Below are 15979 nucleotides of genomic sequence, written 5' to 3'. Positions count from 1 at the left end.
TTCATTTCGAACCGGGAGTTCAACGCTTGCGCTTCTCACTCGATCAACTGCAGATGTTCGTCCAAGTGGTCAAAAGCGGATCGTTTTCCGCCGCCGGGCGCAAACTGGGCAAGACCCAATCGACCATCAGCGCAGCGATTGCCAACCTCGAAACCGACCTTGGCGTCGACCTGTTCGACCGCAGTAACCGCAGCCCTGCCCTCACCGCCAGCGGCCATAAATTGCTGGTGCAGGCCGAAGCCGTGCTCGAACGCTGCATGACCTTCGAAGCCCACGCCGACTGCCTCTCGGACAACGTAGAACCCAGCCTGACACTGGCCATTGAAACGCCGTACGGCCCGATCATGCCGGTGCTCAAAGCCTTCGAAGCAGCCTTCCCCTTTGTCGACCTGATCATTCGTCATCCGGTCCATGGCGACGTCAGCGAACTGGTCAGCAGCGGCGAAGCGGTGCTCGGTGTGGCGTTCTCACAGCCCGGCTACCCCAAGGAACTGGCGTTCCAGCAACTGGGCAAACTGATCATGCTGCACGTCTGCCATCCCCAGCACCCATTGGCGCAACTCGAAAACGTCACGTTCGAGGATCTGCACGTCCATCGCCGCCTGGCATTCAGCGCCCACGCGAGCAAACTGCCGAGCAGCGAATACCTGCGTTCGACCCAGTTGTGGCAGGCGGAAAGCTATCTGGCGTTAGTGGAAATGGTCCGCGCCGGACTCGGCTGGGCCACCCTGCCCCGCCAGCTCATTCAGCGTGAACTGGCCAAGGGTGAGCTGGTGGAACTGCAGCTCTCGGCGTATCCGCATACGGACTGGCAGATTGGTGTGGATTTGCTCTGGGCGCGGCAGCGGCCGCTGGGTAAGGCGGAGCGGTGGTTGAAGGAGAAATTGCAGGGCAACAAAGTGTATGAACTGGATCGCAACGGGCAGACCACCACGCTTTGAGATCAATGCAGATGGAACAAGTCGCCTTACGCCTGCCCGAAGCTTTACCAATCCCCTGCTTCAGATTTGCGATAAACCACCATCGACCATCAGCTCCACGCCGTTCACGTATCTGGCGTCGTCCGAGGCGAGAAACAGTGCTGCGCTGGCAATTTCTTCGGGTTGCGCCATGTAGCCCAATGGCGTGATTTGCTCGACGTGCTGGCGCAGCGCGGCGATGTCGCTCTCGCTCATTTTCAGCCCGTTGTCCATCAGCGGTGTGCGGGTGAAGCCAGGGCTCAACACGTTTGCGCGGATTTTGCGGTCCTTGAGCTCATTGGCCCACGTGCGTGCAAACGATCGCACCGCCGCCTTCGACGCGTTGTACAGACTCAATCCTTCCATGCCGTTGCTGGAGCAGATTGAGGCAGTCAAGACGATGGACGAAGCGTCTTTCATCAACGGAAGAAGCGTTTGAACGCTGAAGAAAACGCCTTTCACGTTCACGTCGAACATGGCGTAGTAAGCAGCCTCGCTGGTCTCTCCGAGCAGATTTTTCTCACAGATCCCGGCATTTGCGAACACGGCGTCCAGCCGATCGTCGCGCGTTTGGATTGTCGCTTTGAGCGTGTCGAGATCGGCCTGAAGCGAGACATCGGAAACCACCGCTACAGCTTTGTCGCCGAGTCTGGCAACTGCCGCCTCCAGCCTGTCCGCTGCCCGTCCAGTGATGTAAACGCGTTCGGCGCCCTCGGCGATCAAGGCTTGCGCGATGGAAAACCCGATCCCTGTGGAACCGCCTGTCACGACGGCAACCTGATCACTGAATTTACCTGACATGTCTGACTCCTCGGTCGTTGATGAAGGGAATGTCTGAAACGACCTGCGCATGGTGAGCGTCATCGAAGCGGCGCGGCACTGACACGAATGAACGTTGGCCGTGCAGTTTTGTAAGGCGAAAACGCAGGAGCGATTCCCTAAATTGGGACGCGGCGACCTGACCCGGGCAGGCGCGAAGCCTTGCCCTTCAGTCATCGTCAAACCTGAGTTTCCCTACAGGATGCCTGTCATGTCTCGAATCGAAATCGAAGTGCCCGAACCCCGGCGCTGGTTGATGTTTGCCATCTTGCTCGTCGGTGCGTTTCTGCCGCCCCTGGATTTTTTTATCGTCAACGTCGCCCTGCCCTCGATACAGGAGGATCTGGCGACAGGCTCCTCTGCCGAGCAGCTGGTGATTTCTTCCTATGCAACGCTCTATGCAGTGACGCTGATTACCGGCGGACGACTCGGCGATCTATACGGCCGCGGGCGGATGTTTTTCCTTGGCCTGTTGGGCTTCGCCGCCGCGTCGCTGATGTGCGGCCTGGCGGTTTCGCCGTGGATGCTCATCCTCGGACGCGCCTTGCAGGGCGTGACCGCCGCCGTAATGGCCCCTCAGGCACTTGCATCGGTGCAGGCGATTTTCCCGGCGACGGAAAGACCATTGGCATTGAGCATTTACGGGGCCGTATTTGGACTGGCGTCTGTGATCGGTCAGGCACTGGGCGGCTTTTTGATTGAGGTCGACGTGTTGGGCATGGGATGGCGCGCGATCTTCTTGGTCAACCTGCCGATCGCGTTGCTGGTGATTGCGTTTGGCTTCCCTGTGCTCAAAGAAACCCGTGCGCAGCACGCGAGCAAGCTGGATCTGGTGGGCACCGCGTTGTCGATGCTGACCCTGACCACCCTGGTCGTGCCATTGATTGAAGGCCGCGAGGCGGGATGGCCGTGGTGGGCATGGCTGTCGCTGGCCGCCAGCCCCTTGCTAGCGGTAGTGTTCTGGCGCTACGAGAGCTGTTTGCACCGGGCCGGAGGAACTCCCATCCTCGCCCCGGCCGTACTGAATGCACCGGGCCTGGGGCGAGCGCTTATGGTCGCGCTTTGCTTCTATTCAATCGGTGTGTTTTTTCTGATGTTCTCGATGTACATGCAAAGCGCATTGCATATGAGCGCACTGCACGCCGGCCTGATCTTTCTGCCGTTTGGCGCGGGATTTCTGCTCGGTCCCCTGTCGGTTCCGCTCCTCAGGCGCGTTCTCGGGGGCTACGTGAATCCGGTAGGCATGGGGCTGGAAGTAGTCGGATTACTATGGCTGGGCTGGCTCGTGTCAGTGACACCGGCTACCCTCGCCCCGCCCTTCACTTCTCTGACGGTCATCCTGTTCCTGATCGGTCTGGGACAAGGGCTCGGCCTGCCGACGTTGATGCGCATGGTCACGGGCCGGGTAGCGCCGGCGTATGCCGGGATGATCGCAGGCATTACCAGCGCCACGTTGCAGATCAGCACATCGCTGAGCGTCGCACTGATTGGCGGTGTGTTTTATACCTTGCTGGGAGAACCGGCGACGGCGGTCAGCATCACTCATGCGTTCACGATCGCTGTTCTGTGCATCGCCGTTTGCCTGGCCGTAGGGGCAGCGATAAGCCTGACGTTAGCGCGCGAGCCAGCGACGGTAGCGCAAGCCTCGGCTGTTCGCCCGACCTGAGTCGTGTTACCCCGCACCGATCATGCTGGAGGCAAGGTCAGCCAGGGCGCGCAGCCGGTCCATCTGACGCATGTCCTGGTGATACCCCATCCAGATATCCCGCCCTGGCGGTGGCTCGTGTTCATCCAGCAGTCGCAGTCCCGACACGGAGTCACCGAGGACGCGGGGCAAAACGGCAACGCCCAGCCCGTTCGCGCACATCTGTGCCTGAACTGTACGGCTGCTGCTGGTGAACACGGTGCGGGCCAGCGGATAGCGTTGCTGCAGCCATTGCACGTCCGGGTAATGAGACTGGGCGATGTTCATCAGGATCAGGCCAAGCCCTTCGCCGTCCGGCTGCGGCGCCGGGGCATGCAAAGCCGCGTATAGGCCGTACGACAGAGTTGTCAGCTTGCGGTGCACTATGTCGGGTTCGGTGAAAGGCACGATCCGGAAAGCGATGTCGGCATCCCGGCGGGCAAGGTCGAACAGTCGATGCCCGGCGATGACTTCGGGAACGATCAACGGGTAGCGGTGCACCAGTTCGCTGAGAACCGGCGACAAAACATGACAGGCGAACCAGTCGGCTGAGGATATCCGCAACAGGCCTTCAGGCTGATCGCCATGCCCCGCCAGACGCCGCTCGATGGCCAACGCGCTGTGCTCCATGTCCTGCGCCAGATCGAGAATCCTCTCGCCACTGTCCGTGAGCACCAGCCCTTGAGCGGTCCGCAGGAAAAAGGCTTGCCCACTGGTTTGTTCAAGCACCTGCAAGCGCCGTCCAACCGTCGGGTGACTGACCCCCAACTCCCTGGCGGCTCCGCCCAGCGAGCCGTTGCGGGCAATCGCCAGGAAGATCCGCATGTCACTCCAGTCCATGCCCTCGCCCCGTACAAAAATGAACATTGAGTGATCAGCTTATAGTTCAAGTAGATGGCTGTTCATGAATATCGATTCAATCAGCCGATCTGATCAGCCTCGCGACAATGACTTCAAACGCTCCACCAGCGCGGCTTCGAAAATGATGTACAGCCTCTCGGCATCGCCGGCACGCAAGGCCCCGCCGGTTTCCAGTCCCAGCACGAAACCATCCGCCCGCGCCCCTGCCTTGACAGCAATGATCATCGAGTCTGCCCGGACAATCTGCGCCAGCATCCGGTCCGCTTCTCGCTGAATCTTGTCGCCCAACACCACGCCTTCCACATCGCCACCCAATACGTTCAATTAGACATCCAGTACATGACCGCGATAACCGCTGAAACCCAGATGATGGTCAATACAATCGAGTAACCAGCCAGTTGCTTGTCCATTTTCACCACGGCATCAATAGAATCTGAATGATGGGTCAGGATCGTCCCGCTCGCAACGTCAGCTCGTCCCCTTCATCCATCGCGCTACAGGTAAAACGTACGATCTCCGATTCGTAACAGAACCCCTTTCAGCAACAAGGGTCAGCTCTCTTAATACACCTCGGAAATCTCTCCAATGTCCGCGCAACGCAGTCTCGTCATACTCGCTCGGGGCGGATACGCCGCTCGCGGAGTGCTTTATTTGATCATCGGCATATTTGCGTTATTGGCTGCCCATGATTCGACAAAACCCAAGGACAGTCACAAGAGTCTGGAAGCCTTGCTGAGCCAGCCGTTCGGCTATTTTCTGGTGGGCCTTGTGGTGGCGGGTCTGCTTGCGTTCGCAGCCTGGCGTGTCCTGCAAGCGATACGCGATGTCGATCATCACGGCACGCAGCTCAAAGGTCTGGTGATTCGTGCAGGCCTGTTTGCAGGAGGTCTGGTCAACGGTGCTCTGGCGTTTTTTGCATTGGGACTGCTTGTGAGTGGTAGCCGAAGTTCGAGCCATTCCGCAGAGCAGACCAAAGACTGGCTGGCGCATCTTTTGTCGTGGGAACACTCGAATTTATTGTTGTACCTGATTGCGCTCATTCCGCTGGGGGTTGGCGTTGCTCACATCATCAAAGGATGGAAGGCCTCGTTCGAGAAGTATTTTGAGGCCGACGAAGAGGTCATGCGCTATGTCCGTCCGGTGTCTCGCTTCGGTCTGATCGCTCGCGGCGTCGTGTTTATGGAGATTGCTTTGCTGCTGGCCGTCAGCGGTTCAGCCTATCAAGCCATGGACCCGCCTGGCATGAAGGAAGCGCTGGACGCGCTGCAGAATCTGCCCGCTGGATGGCTTCTTTTGATCGTAATGGCCCTGGGGCTGATTGCGTTCTCGGTTTACAGTTTCTCAGAAGCGTGTTGGCGCAAGATCAATATGGATGTGCTTCAGTAACTGAAGTCATGCCCCAACTCACGCTGCATCCATTCCAGAAAACGCCTCACCCGTGGAAACCCCGCATGCGCCTTCGGGAAAACCAGGTGGTGTGCGGTGATCGGGGCGCTCAACCCGGGAATGACTTCAACCAACTCGCCGCGCGCCAGGTAGTCCTGCGCCAGCAGCGTGCTTTCCAGTGCAAAACCAAGACCGTGGCTGGCGGCCTCGAGGGTCATGTAGGAGCGGTCAAAGCTCAAGGTATAGGGGCTTTCAGGGCGCGACAGCCCGTGTTGAGCAAACAGTTGCGGCCACTTGATCAGCGTCGCCTCCGACAGGATCAGGTTGCAGTCCAGCAAGTCGGCGACGGCGCGGATCGGGCGTTTTTCCAGAAGTTTGGGCGATGCGAGGACCGCGATTTTTTCGTTGCGCAACGTGCGCACTTCGAAACTTGGCCAGTTCGGCATGCCGTGGCGGATGTCCACGTCGATCTTGTCCCGACTGAAGTGCAGCGATTCATAGGAGCATGAGAGATTGAGCTGAATGTCGGGATGGCTCTCGCGAAACTGTTCCAGGCGCGGCATCAGCCACAGCAGGCCGAAGCTGGGTGATGAATGCAATCGCAGGCAGTCGAGGCTGACATCACTGGTCGCACGCTCCGTTGCCACCGCCAGGCTGTGCAGGATGCCGGATATCTCGGACAGGTATTGCTCGCCCACGGGCGTCAACGTCACTCCCCTCGCCGTTCTGAGGAACAGCTGTCGCCCGATCATCGCCTCGAGTTTGGCCAGTTGGTGACTGACTGCCGAGGGCGTCAGGTCCAGCACTTCGGCCGCACGTGCGACGTTGCCAAAGCGCGCAGTTTGCTCAAAGGCCTGAATGGCTTTCAGCGGTGGCAGGATCGGCGGTGCTTCGCCAGATGAACTCATGATGATGGTTATTCCGCTGCAAGTGGCTGAGGCCGGGCGTTCGGCTATTCAAACACCGCAATCGCATGTTGGCGAGTGCTGAATTTTTTTCAGCATCCAGTGAAGTTTGCGTTATTGCTCAGGGTCGTTACGGGAGACAAGCTGAGTCATCGGTTCTGCACGGACCGACTCAATAACAACAATCAGAGGTTTTCTCCCATGCTTCTTCAAGGCAAAGTCGCGATCATCACAGGTGCTGCCTCCGCACGTGGTATCGGCCGCGCGACAGCTACGACCTTCGCTCAACATGGCGCCCGGGTGGTGATTCTGGATCTGGACGCATCCGCTGCCCGCGATGCCGCTGCCTCTTTGGGCGAGGGTCATCTCGGCCTGGCTGCCAACGTCGCCGACGAGTCCCAGGTGCAGCAGGCTGTCGCCACCGTCATCGAACACTTTGGCCGGATCGACATACTGGTCAACAATGCCGGCATCACCCAACCCCTCAAGACCCTCGATATCCGCCCCGGTGATTACGACAAGGTGCTGGACGTCAGCCTGCGCGGTACGTTGCTGATGTCCCAGGCGGTGATTCCGCTCATGCGCCAGCAAGCCAGCGGCAGCATCGTGTGCATGTCTTCGGTTTCCGCGCAGCGCGGCGGCGGCATTTTTGGCGGGCCTCATTACAGCGCCGCCAAGGCCGGTGTGCTGGGTCTGGCCAAGGCCATGGCGCGTGAACTGGGGCCGGACAACGTACGCGTCAACTCCATTGCTCCCGGCCTGATTCACACCGACATTACTGGCGGCCTGATGCAGGACGAACGCCGCCACGCGATCATCGACGGCATTCCGCTGGGTCGTCTGGGCGAGGCGCAGGATGTGGCCAATGCGGCGCTGTTCCTGGCCAGCGACCTGTCCTCCTATCTGACCGGCATCACCCTGGATGTGAACGGCGGCATGCTAATTCACTGACACACGTGGCGGGCCTCGCGGCCCGTGCGGTTCTGGATCGATGATACGGCCGGGCATTCTTGCCCGGCGGTCAATAAAAACAAGAGATCAGACCATCATGACTACCCTGTCGCTCGAAGCCGTTTCGGCGGTGCGTTCCAACGCCTACCGTAAAACCGCATGGCGCCTGATGCCGTTCCTGATGCTGTGCTACCTGTGCGCCTACCTCGATCGCGTCAACGTCGGCTTTGCCAAACTGCAAATGATGAACGATCTGGCGCTCAGCGAAACAGTCTACGGGCTGGGTGCCGGCATGTTCTTCATCGGCTACTTTCTCTGCGAAGTGCCCAGCAACATCATCCTGCACAAGGTCGGCGCGCGAGTCTGGATCGCGCGCATCATGATCACCTGGGGCATTGTTTCCGCCCTCTTCGCCTTCGTCGAAACCGCCTGGCAGTTCTACGCCCTGCGCTTTCTGCTGGGCATTGCCGAAGCCGGCCTGGCGCCGGGTCTGCTGCTGTACCTCACCTACTGGTTTCCGTCCTACCGGCGCGCGCGCATGACGGTGTTGTGGTTCATCGCCATCCCGTTGTCGGGCATGGTCGGCGGTCCGCTCTCCGGGTGGATCATGAACCACTTCGCCGGTATGCACGGCTGGGCCGGCTGGCAATGGATGTTTGTGCTGGAGGCTGTGCCTACGGTGGTTGTCGGACTGCTGGTGCTCAGCTACCTCAAGGATGGCGTGCATCAGGCCAGTTGGCTCAACGACGACGAAAAAGCCCTGATCACGCGTGAGCTGGCGGAGGACGATCAGAAGAAGGTGACGCATGCGTCCGTGGGCGAATTCATTCGTGACCGTCGCCTCTGGCTGCTCGCGGGGATCTATTTCTGTGTGGTGATGGGGCAGTACGCAATCACCTTCTGGCTGCCGACCCTTGTGCGTAATGCCGGGGTCTCCGATCCGATGAAGATCGGCCTGCTGACCAGCCTGCCGTACCTCTGTGCCATCGCCGCCATGTTGCTGGTCGGACGCAGTGGCGACAAACATCGCGAACGCCGCTGGCACCTGATCGTGCCGATGATCGCCGGGGCCATCGGCCTGACCCTCGCGGCGCTGATGGGAGGCAATGTGATGCTGTCCATTCTCAGTCTGTGCCTGGCGGCTTCCGGCATCCTGTCAGCGACCTCGCTGTTCTGGATGCTCCCGACCACGCTGCTCGGCGGTGTCTCCGCTGCGGCAGGCATCGCCGCCGTCAACAGTTTCGCCAACCTTGCCGGCTTCTGCTCGCCCTACCTGATTGGCTGGATAACCACACTCACCGGCTCCAGCGCTATCGGCATGTATCTGATCACCGGCGTATTGCTGATCGGCGCCTCGCTGGTCCTGCGCATTCCCCCCGCTCTGGTCAATCGTTGATTTACAGGAGAATTCACCATGACTGCCAACCTTTCATTCACAACACCCCAGACGCTGGCCGAGCGCGCCCACAACATTCGCCGCCATGCCTTGCGCATGGGCCAGGTGCAAGGCCAGGGCTACGTCGGTCAGGCCCTCGGTGCCGCCGACCTGCTCGCGGTCGCCTACTTCCATGCGCTGAGCTATCGCCCCGAAGACCCGGCGTGGGAGCCGCGTGATCGGTTCTATCTGTCGATCGGTCACTACGCGATTGCGCTGTACGCGGCGCTGATCGAAGCCGAGATCATTCCGCTCGATGAGCTTGAAACCTACGGTTCGGATGACAGCCGATTGCCGATGTCGGGCATGGCCGCCTACACGCCGGGCATGGAAATCACCGGTGGTTCGCTGGGTCAGGGGCTGGGCATCGCCGTCGGGGCCTGCCTGGGTCTCAAGCGCAAGGGCTCGACATCGTTCGTCTACAACCTGCTGTCGGACGGCGAGCTGAACGAAGGTTCGACCTGGGAAGCCGTGATGTCGGCCTCGCACTGGAAGCTCGACAACCTGATCGCCATCGTCGACGTCAACAATCAGCAAGCGGACGGCCACTCCAGCGAGATCCTGTCGTTCGAACCCATCATGGATCGCTGGAAAGCGTTCGGATGGTTCACCCAGCGCGTCGACGGCAATGATCTGGACGCACTGGTCGAAGCCTTCGATGCCGCCCGCCACCACCCCGGCGCTCAGCCACGGGTGATCATCTGCGACACCACCATGGGCAAAGGTGTGCCCTTCCTCGAAAACCGCGAAAAGACCCATTTCATCCGTGTGGACGAACACGAATGGGATCTGGCACTGACCACGCTTGAAGAAGGAAAAAACCAATGAGCAACGCAGCCAACACACCGACCTCGACTGGCGAACCGATCAAGAAGCGCCTGACCACCTCGGCGATGATTGCCTCGATTGCCTCCGAAGGCCAAGCCACCCGCTCAGCACCTTTTGGCCATGCATTGACCGCACTGGCGGATCAGCGTCCGGACATCGTCGGCCTCTCTGCTGACCTTTCCAAGTACACCGACCTGCACATTTTCGCCAAGGCCCATCCCGAGCGCTTCTATCAGATGGGCATGGCCGAACAGTTGCTCATGAGTGCGGCCGCAGGCATGGCCCGCGAAGGCTTCGTACCGTTCGCCACCACGTATGCGGTGTTCGCCTCGCGTCGCGCCTATGACTTCATCTGCATGGCGATTGCCGAGGAAAACCTCAACGTCAAAATCGTTTGCGGATTGCCCGGCCTCACCACCGGTTACGGCCCCAGCCACCAGGCCACCGATGACCTGGCGATCTTCCGGGCGATGCCCAACCTGATGATCGTCGACCCTTGTGACGCACTGGAAATCGAACAGGCCGTGCCCGCCATCGCCGCGCATCAGGGGCCGGTCTACATGCGGCTGCTGCGCGGCAACGTGCCGCTGGTGCTGGATGAGTACGGGTATCAATTCGAGATCGGCAAGGCCAAGACCCTGCGCACCGGCAACGATGTCCTGATCATCTCGACCGGGTTGATGACCATGCGCGCATTGGAGGCCGCCAAGGCGCTGCAGACTGATGGCGTCGATGTCGCCGTGCTACACGTGCCGACGATCAAACCGCTGGATGAACAGACCATTCTCGCCGAGGCCCGCAAGTCTGGCCGGCTGGTGGTTACCGCAGAAAACAGCTCGATTATTGGCGGGCTGGGTGAAGCGGTTGCCGGGGTACTGCTGCGCAACGGCGTGACGCCGACGTTCAGGCAGATCGCGTTGCCCGACGCGTTCCTCGACGCCGGCGCACTGCCGACACTGCATGATCGCTACGGCATTTCCACCGAGGCCGTCTGCGCGCAAATCAAGTCCTGGCTTTGACCGCTGGCTGATAGGGGTGCTTACGGATTAGCGCCCCGATGAGGTGTATTCCCCCTGGCCGATCCGCCTGGCATCCCTTCGAACCGCCTGCGGCGGAACGCCAAACCCTCGCATGAATACTTCGCGCATGTGGCGACGGTCTCGAAACCCCGTTTCCTTCGCCACGCGGTCCAGACTGTGACGACTTTGCTCGATCATCACGCGAGCGGCCTCCAGACGCAGGCTTTCAACAGCCTTGGCCGGTGACTGGCCTGTCTCGGCGGTAAACACCCGGGTGAATTGTCTGGGACTCAAGTGCACGACGTCGGCAAGTTCCTCCACGCTGAGCGGGCGGTCCAGGTGCGTGCGCGCATACTCCAGCGCGCTTTGGATACGGTCCGACTTTGGAGCAAGCGTAAGCAGTTCCGAATGCTGGGACTGCCCACCCGAACGCCGTTGATGCATGACCAGTTTGTGCGCCACCGACCTGGCCACATCGGTGCCCAGATCCTTTTCCACCATGCCCAACGCCATGTCCAGCGCGGCTGTCATGCCTGCCGACGTCCAGACGGGACCGTCGACGATAAAGATCCGGTCTTCCTCGACCTCGATTCTTGGATGCAGCTCACGGAGCTTGTTCGCATAGGACCAGTGGGTGGTCGCCCTTCGATCGTCCAGAACCCCAGCCTGCGCCAGAACGAACGAGCCGGTGCACAAACCTGCTGTGCGTCGAGCTCCATCGACGAAGGCGCGCACGCAGGCCAGCACCTCTTCACCTGGCGGGTTCAAGGGGGTCAGCGTACCGGTAATCATCCAGGTGTCGGCCAATCCCGGGGCGCCCAGAGGCAGCGTGTCGATGTACATGCCCAACGAAGAACGCACTGTCCCACCGTCGATCGAGAAGTTCTGGATCTTGTAGATATCTTCCCCCGCAACGATGTTGGTGAACTCGAATACAGCCTGGGTTGCCAGGGACATCACCTGAAAACCCTCGGTAATCAGATAGCCGACGCGATGCATGACTGAACTCCTTTTTTAATGTCCTTAAACACTACCATATACGTCGTTTAAGACATCAGTCCCCTCCTTCATCATGGCTCCACAAACAACCCACGGAGCTTGATCATGACGCAACAATACAAAGGCACTGCGCTCATCACCGGCGCGTCCACCGGAATCGGCTCGATTTACGCCGAACACCTTGCCCGCCGGGGTTACGATCTCGTGCTGGTGGCGCGCAACCGCGAACGTCTGAACGCACTGGCCAGTCGTCTGACCAGCGAAACCCGGCAGAACATCGAAGTGTTGCAGGCCGATCTTGGCCGCCCCGAGGACCTCGCCAAGGTAGAACGCAAGTTGCGCGAGGACGCCAGCATCACCTTGCTGGTCAACAATGCCGGTATCGGCACCCATACCGGCCTGCTGGAGAGTGATGTCGAGCGGATGGCCGAGATGATCACGCTGAACGTCACCGCCCTTACCCGCCTGACCTACGCCGCGATTCCAGGTTTTGTCGCCCGTGAACAAGGCGCCGTGATCAATATTTCGTCGATCGTCAGCCTGGCGCCGGAGTTGCTCAACGGCGTGTACGGCGGCAGTAAAGCCTACGTCACCGCGTTTACCCAGTCCCTGCACAAGGAACTCTCGGATAAAGGCATCCGGATTCAGGCTGTCCTGCCAGGCGCAACCGCGACGGACTTCTGGCAAATCGGTGGATTGCCTGTCGAGCATCTGGATCCGGGCATCGTGATGTCGGCCCAGGACCTGGTCGCCGGCGCCCTGCAGGACTTCGACAACGGCGTGCTGATCTCAATCCCCTCGATGCACGACCTGCAAGGTTACGAGCGTTACGAAGCCAGCCGCCAGGCCTTGTTCTCCGGGCTCTCGAGCAACCGGCTCGCGCCGCGCTACAACGTCAACTGATCGCTATCAAAAGGATATGAATCATGAAACTCAGCGCTCACCGGCGGCACTTCCGGCATTGGCCGCGCTTTGGCCGAGGCATTTCACCAGCGCGGCAATCAGGTCATCATCGCGGGCCGTCGCCAGGCCCTGCTGGATGAGATTGCTCGGGCCAATCCGGGAATCGACACCGTCCAGCTGGACATCAATGACCCGCAGCAAATCAAGGCCGTCGCCCAGGAAGTCATAGAGGAGGACATCTGAAGGCGATGGACGACGAGCGCGCTGAGGACCAAATCAGCAGCAACGCGTCGTGCATTGCCGTCCGCCGTAACGGGCTTTTTGCCGCTCTTCGAAAAACTCTTTGTAGGTCATTACCGGCTCGCCTGGATGACTGGCGGTTCGGAGTGCCAGATCGACACCCATCTATTCTCGTTCGTGGGTAACGTCCACCAAGGGAATGGGCTCAATCGCCCAAGCGCGAACATGACGACGTTCGGGGCCGGGAACCGCGCACGCCATACGCCCCGTAAACGTGCGCGCAAGACGCTCTTCATCGATACGCCAGCCGCGCTGCTCCAGTGCCAGCACGCCTCTGCGAAAGGCAATCTGCAGTGCATCGGATTTCAATGAAACCTCTTGCTGAAACGAGTCCGGCACGCGCTCGGGCCGCACGTTTTTCAGCACAGCGTGATCTTGTTCGAAGATTCGGATATTGCTGGCAACGAACCGGCGATCCAGCAGTCGGGAGCGCAGGAATGTTCTGCCCATCATCCACCAGGTTCGCGTGCGATTGGCGTCAATCGGAACATGCGCCGAGACGATGTAGATCCTCCATCCATTCGGCAATTCAAGCTCCAGCGTTGTACACGGGCCAGACCAATGAAACCCCGGCACAGTGACCACACTGACAAACTCGGTGGACGATTTGCGCCGCAACAGCCCTTTGCGCGCAGGCCTGCGCATAAGCATTTGTGCGCTGCCGCTCCACATATCGCTTTCGACTTCAAACGATTCAATCTCGGGGTGATCCGGATCGCCGAAGGTTGAGCCATGAACAAACGGCGCATGCGCAAAATCAAGACCGTTTTCAATAATCCGGTCCCAACTGGCCTCCCAGTCAAAATGGCCCGATACCACCTGCACGGCAGGATCGTCGATCCAGTCAAGTGCGGGTAGCGGCGGACGCTCAGGCTCAGGCAGGTCTCCTAGAAATGCCCAGATCCAGCCGTAACGCTCCAGCGTCGGATAAGCGTCAACGCGGGCCTTGGCCGGAATTCGCAGGTCCGGCTGCGCAGGTATATGCGTGCAAACCCCATCCGCCCCAAATCGCCAGCCGTGATAGGGGCATTGCACACTGTTGCCCACCCTTCTGCCGCCCGACAACGATCCGCCGCGATGCACGCAAACATCCGAAAGCACGTGAGCGACGCCAGCGTCATCACGGAACGCAACAAAAGGCTGTCCGAGCAAACGAACCGGCATCAGTCCGTCAGTCAACTGCGACGATGGAAGAACGACGTACCAGAGGTTGGTGAGCATGAGTGCGTGCGACCTGTCAGGTTGGAAAGATAAAACAGAGACAACGTCAGCCCCTGAGATACAGCAGATTATCCCTTGCCGACTTCAAGAACGGCATATTTCGACTGAGCCCTTTTGTTAGCTTATTCAAACCACAGGGCACCGCATGTACCGGTGCCCTGGCGCCGCTCTGCCCTCCCTCCTCCTGCTGTTAGCAGCCCCCATCAGTCCTTTAAGGAGCTAGTTGGATGACAACACAATCTTCGAATACCTACGCCGTGGATTCGCATACGTTTCAACAGTTTTATATCAATGGTGGCTGGTGTTCGCCGGCAACGCCTGGCAGTTTGCCCGTGGTCAATCCGGCGACTGAAAGCGTAGTTGCAGAGGTTGCCAGCGGATCGGCCGAAGACGTTGATCGGGCCGTCGCTGCAGCGCGTGCGGCGTTTCCTCGCTGGTCTGCGACTTCCGCCGAAGCGCGCGCGGGTTTTCTTGGGAAGATTTACGACCTGATCCTTGAACGAAAAGAGTCGCTTGCGCAGTCGCTCTCTCTGGAAATGGGTGCTGCCATCGGTTTCGCCCGAGCGATGCAAGTGCCTTTGGCGGCCGAACACGTTCGGATTGCCCGTGATCTGCTGTCCACCTATCGCTTCCAGACGGTTGAAGGCGGCACGGCGATTGAACGCGAACCCATCGGCGTCTGCGGGCTCATCACCCCCTGGAACTGGCCGCTTTATCAAATCACCGCCAAGGTGGCTCCGGCAATTGCGGCCGGATGCACAGTGGTGCTGAAACCCAGCGAACTGTCACCGCTGAGCGCCCTTCTTTTCGCCCAACTGGTACATGACGCCGGCCTGCCACCGGGTGTCTTCAATCTGGTGAATGGCACGGGCTCCGAGGTCGGCGGCGCCATGGCTGCGCACCCGGATATCGATATGATTTCGATCACCGGTTCAAACCGTGCAGGCGCGCTGGTCGCACAGGCGGCCGCCCCTACGGTGAAACGCGTCACTCAGGAACTGGGCGGCAAGTCCCCCAACGTGCTGCTGCCCGATGCCGACTTCGCCAACGTCGTGCCACTGGGCGTGATGACGGCATTTCGCAATGTCGGGCAATCCTGCAGCGCCCCGACCAGAATGATCGTACCAAGGGACCGGCTGGCGGAAGTCGAGGCACTGGCCGCCGCAACCGCCAACGCGATCATCGTGGGGGATCCGCAATCGGAAGAGACGGTACTCGGTCCGATAGCCAATGAGGCTCAGTTCAAGCGTGTGCAAGCCATGATCGAATCGGGCCTGAGTGAAGGGGCCAAACTCGTCTGCGGCGGACCAGGACGGATGCCCGGTCATGAAACGGGCTTCTATGCCCGACCGACTGTATTTTCCGAGGTTGATTCGAACATGCGCATTGCCCAGGAGGAAATCTTCGGGCCCGTGCTGTGCATCATTGCCTATGAAACGCTCGATGAGGCTGTCGCGATCGCCAACGACACGGTGTATGGACTGAGCGCCCACGTTCAATCCCGCGACCTTGATCATGCACGTGCCGTTGCCTCACGCATCCGCGCAGGACAAGTGCTGCTCAACCACCCGGCCTGGAATCCCATGGCCCCGTTCGGTGGCTACAAACGATCGGGCAATGGTCGTGAATTTGGTGTCTACGGCTTTGAGGAATATCTGGAAACCAAAGCCATCGTCGGCTTTGGTGGCTAGCACACAATGGGGGACAGT

At 59.9% G+C, this 15979-nt stretch carries 16 protein-coding genes and 1 pseudogene; 10 read left to right on the top strand and 7 right to left on the bottom strand.

Annotated features, from left to right (window positions below; translation table 11 throughout):
- Window positions 1-26: 26 nt before the first annotated feature.
- Window positions 27-941 carry a LysR family transcriptional regulator gene (locus K5E37_RS04865; RefSeq protein ID WP_221533260.1) on the top strand — a complete coding sequence of 305 codons (915 nt, stop codon included), beginning with the start codon at window positions 27-29 and terminating at the stop codon, window positions 939-941.
- Between the two features lie 60 nt (window positions 942-1001).
- On the opposite strand, the gene K5E37_RS04860 is transcribed toward K5E37_RS04865, so the two are convergent.
- A complete protein-coding gene (locus tag K5E37_RS04860; RefSeq protein ID WP_221533259.1) occupies window positions 1002-1760 on the bottom strand; it encodes an SDR family NAD(P)-dependent oxidoreductase in 759 nt (252 codons plus the stop codon).
- A gap of 229 nt (window positions 1761-1989) precedes the next feature.
- Between K5E37_RS04860 and K5E37_RS04855 the strand changes: the two genes are divergently transcribed.
- A complete protein-coding gene (locus tag K5E37_RS04855) occupies window positions 1990-3444 on the top strand; it encodes an MFS transporter (protein WP_221533258.1) in 1455 nt (484 codons plus the stop codon).
- 6 nt (window positions 3445-3450) lie between these two features.
- On the opposite strand, the gene K5E37_RS04850 is transcribed toward K5E37_RS04855, so the two are convergent.
- Together K5E37_RS04850 and K5E37_RS04845 are read right to left on the bottom strand one after the other, a co-directional pair.
- Window positions 3451-4302: a LysR family transcriptional regulator gene (locus K5E37_RS04850; RefSeq protein WP_221533257.1), complete on the bottom strand. Its 852-nt coding sequence runs from the start codon at window positions 4300-4302 to the stop codon at window positions 3451-3453.
- A 93-nt stretch (window positions 4303-4395) separates the two neighbouring features.
- The gene (locus K5E37_RS04845) at window positions 4396-4626 is read right to left on the bottom strand and encodes a hypothetical protein (RefSeq protein WP_127800904.1); all 231 of its coding nucleotides are present in this window, start codon (window positions 4624-4626) and stop codon (window positions 4396-4398) included.
- A gap of 282 nt (window positions 4627-4908) precedes the next feature.
- On the opposite strand from K5E37_RS04845, the gene K5E37_RS04840 reads away from it, so the two are divergent.
- Window positions 4909-5709, top strand: coding sequence for a DUF1206 domain-containing protein (locus K5E37_RS04840; RefSeq protein ID WP_221533256.1), 801 nt, complete (start codon window positions 4909-4911; stop codon window positions 5707-5709).
- Here the strand turns inward: K5E37_RS04840 and K5E37_RS04835 are convergent.
- Window positions 5703-6617, bottom strand: coding sequence for a LysR substrate-binding domain-containing protein (locus K5E37_RS04835; protein WP_011334135.1), 915 nt, complete (start codon window positions 6615-6617; stop codon window positions 5703-5705). The genes K5E37_RS04840 and K5E37_RS04835 overlap by 7 nt on opposite strands.
- Window positions 6618-6815: 198 nt before the next feature.
- Between K5E37_RS04835 and K5E37_RS04830 the strand changes: the two genes are divergently transcribed.
- From K5E37_RS04830 to K5E37_RS04815, 4 genes are all read left to right on the top strand, one after another.
- A complete protein-coding gene (locus K5E37_RS04830; RefSeq protein WP_064381592.1) occupies window positions 6816-7565 on the top strand; it encodes an SDR family NAD(P)-dependent oxidoreductase in 750 nt (249 codons plus the stop codon).
- A 97-nt stretch (window positions 7566-7662) separates the two neighbouring features.
- Entirely contained in the window at window positions 7663-8961 is a 1299-nt protein-coding gene (locus K5E37_RS04825) for an MFS transporter (RefSeq protein ID WP_221533255.1), read from the top strand.
- Between the two features lie 18 nt (window positions 8962-8979).
- Window positions 8980-9828, top strand: coding sequence for a transketolase (locus K5E37_RS04820; RefSeq protein WP_221533254.1), 849 nt, complete (start codon window positions 8980-8982; stop codon window positions 9826-9828).
- Window positions 9825-10847, top strand: a complete 1023-nt coding sequence (locus K5E37_RS04815) for a transketolase family protein (RefSeq protein ID WP_221533253.1) — start codon at window positions 9825-9827, stop codon at window positions 10845-10847. Before K5E37_RS04820 ends, K5E37_RS04815 begins: the two co-directional genes overlap by 4 nt.
- Before the next feature lie 27 nt (window positions 10848-10874).
- On the opposite strand, the gene K5E37_RS04810 is transcribed toward K5E37_RS04815, so the two are convergent.
- Window positions 10875-11846, bottom strand: coding sequence for a GlxA family transcriptional regulator (locus K5E37_RS04810; protein WP_221533252.1), 972 nt, complete (start codon window positions 11844-11846; stop codon window positions 10875-10877).
- A gap of 105 nt (window positions 11847-11951) precedes the next feature.
- On the opposite strand from K5E37_RS04810, the gene K5E37_RS04805 reads away from it, so the two are divergent.
- Window positions 11952-12749, top strand: coding sequence for an SDR family oxidoreductase (locus tag K5E37_RS04805; RefSeq protein ID WP_221533251.1), 798 nt, complete (start codon window positions 11952-11954; stop codon window positions 12747-12749).
- 36 nt (window positions 12750-12785) lie between these two features.
- A pseudogene (locus K5E37_RS04800) lies at window positions 12786-12977 on the top strand (SDR family NAD(P)-dependent oxidoreductase); the annotation flags it as partial.
- 48 nt (window positions 12978-13025) lie between these two features.
- Here K5E37_RS04800 and K5E37_RS04795 read toward each other — a convergent pair.
- Together K5E37_RS04795 and K5E37_RS04790 are read right to left on the bottom strand one after the other, a co-directional pair.
- Window positions 13026-13154, bottom strand: coding sequence for a YbdD/YjiX family protein (locus K5E37_RS04795; protein WP_221533250.1), 129 nt, complete (start codon window positions 13152-13154; stop codon window positions 13026-13028).
- Complete coding sequence (locus tag K5E37_RS04790; protein ID WP_221533249.1) at window positions 13155-14270, bottom strand: aromatic ring-hydroxylating dioxygenase subunit alpha; 1116 nt, start codon at window positions 14268-14270, stop codon at window positions 13155-13157.
- 227 nt (window positions 14271-14497) lie between these two features.
- Here K5E37_RS04790 and K5E37_RS04785 point away from each other — a divergent pair, with 227 nt between their 5' ends.
- Window positions 14498-15961, top strand: a complete 1464-nt coding sequence (locus K5E37_RS04785; RefSeq protein ID WP_221533248.1) for an aldehyde dehydrogenase family protein — start codon at window positions 14498-14500, stop codon at window positions 15959-15961.
- The last annotated feature ends 18 nt before the right edge of the window (window positions 15962-15979 follow it).

The organism is Pseudomonas sp. RIT778, assembly GCF_019718735.1.
GTDB lineage: Bacteria > Pseudomonadota > Gammaproteobacteria > Pseudomonadales > Pseudomonadaceae > Aquipseudomonas > Aquipseudomonas aphyarum.
Note: the sequence above shows the minus strand (reverse complement) of the source record. Positions and strands in the feature narration are given on the sequence as shown.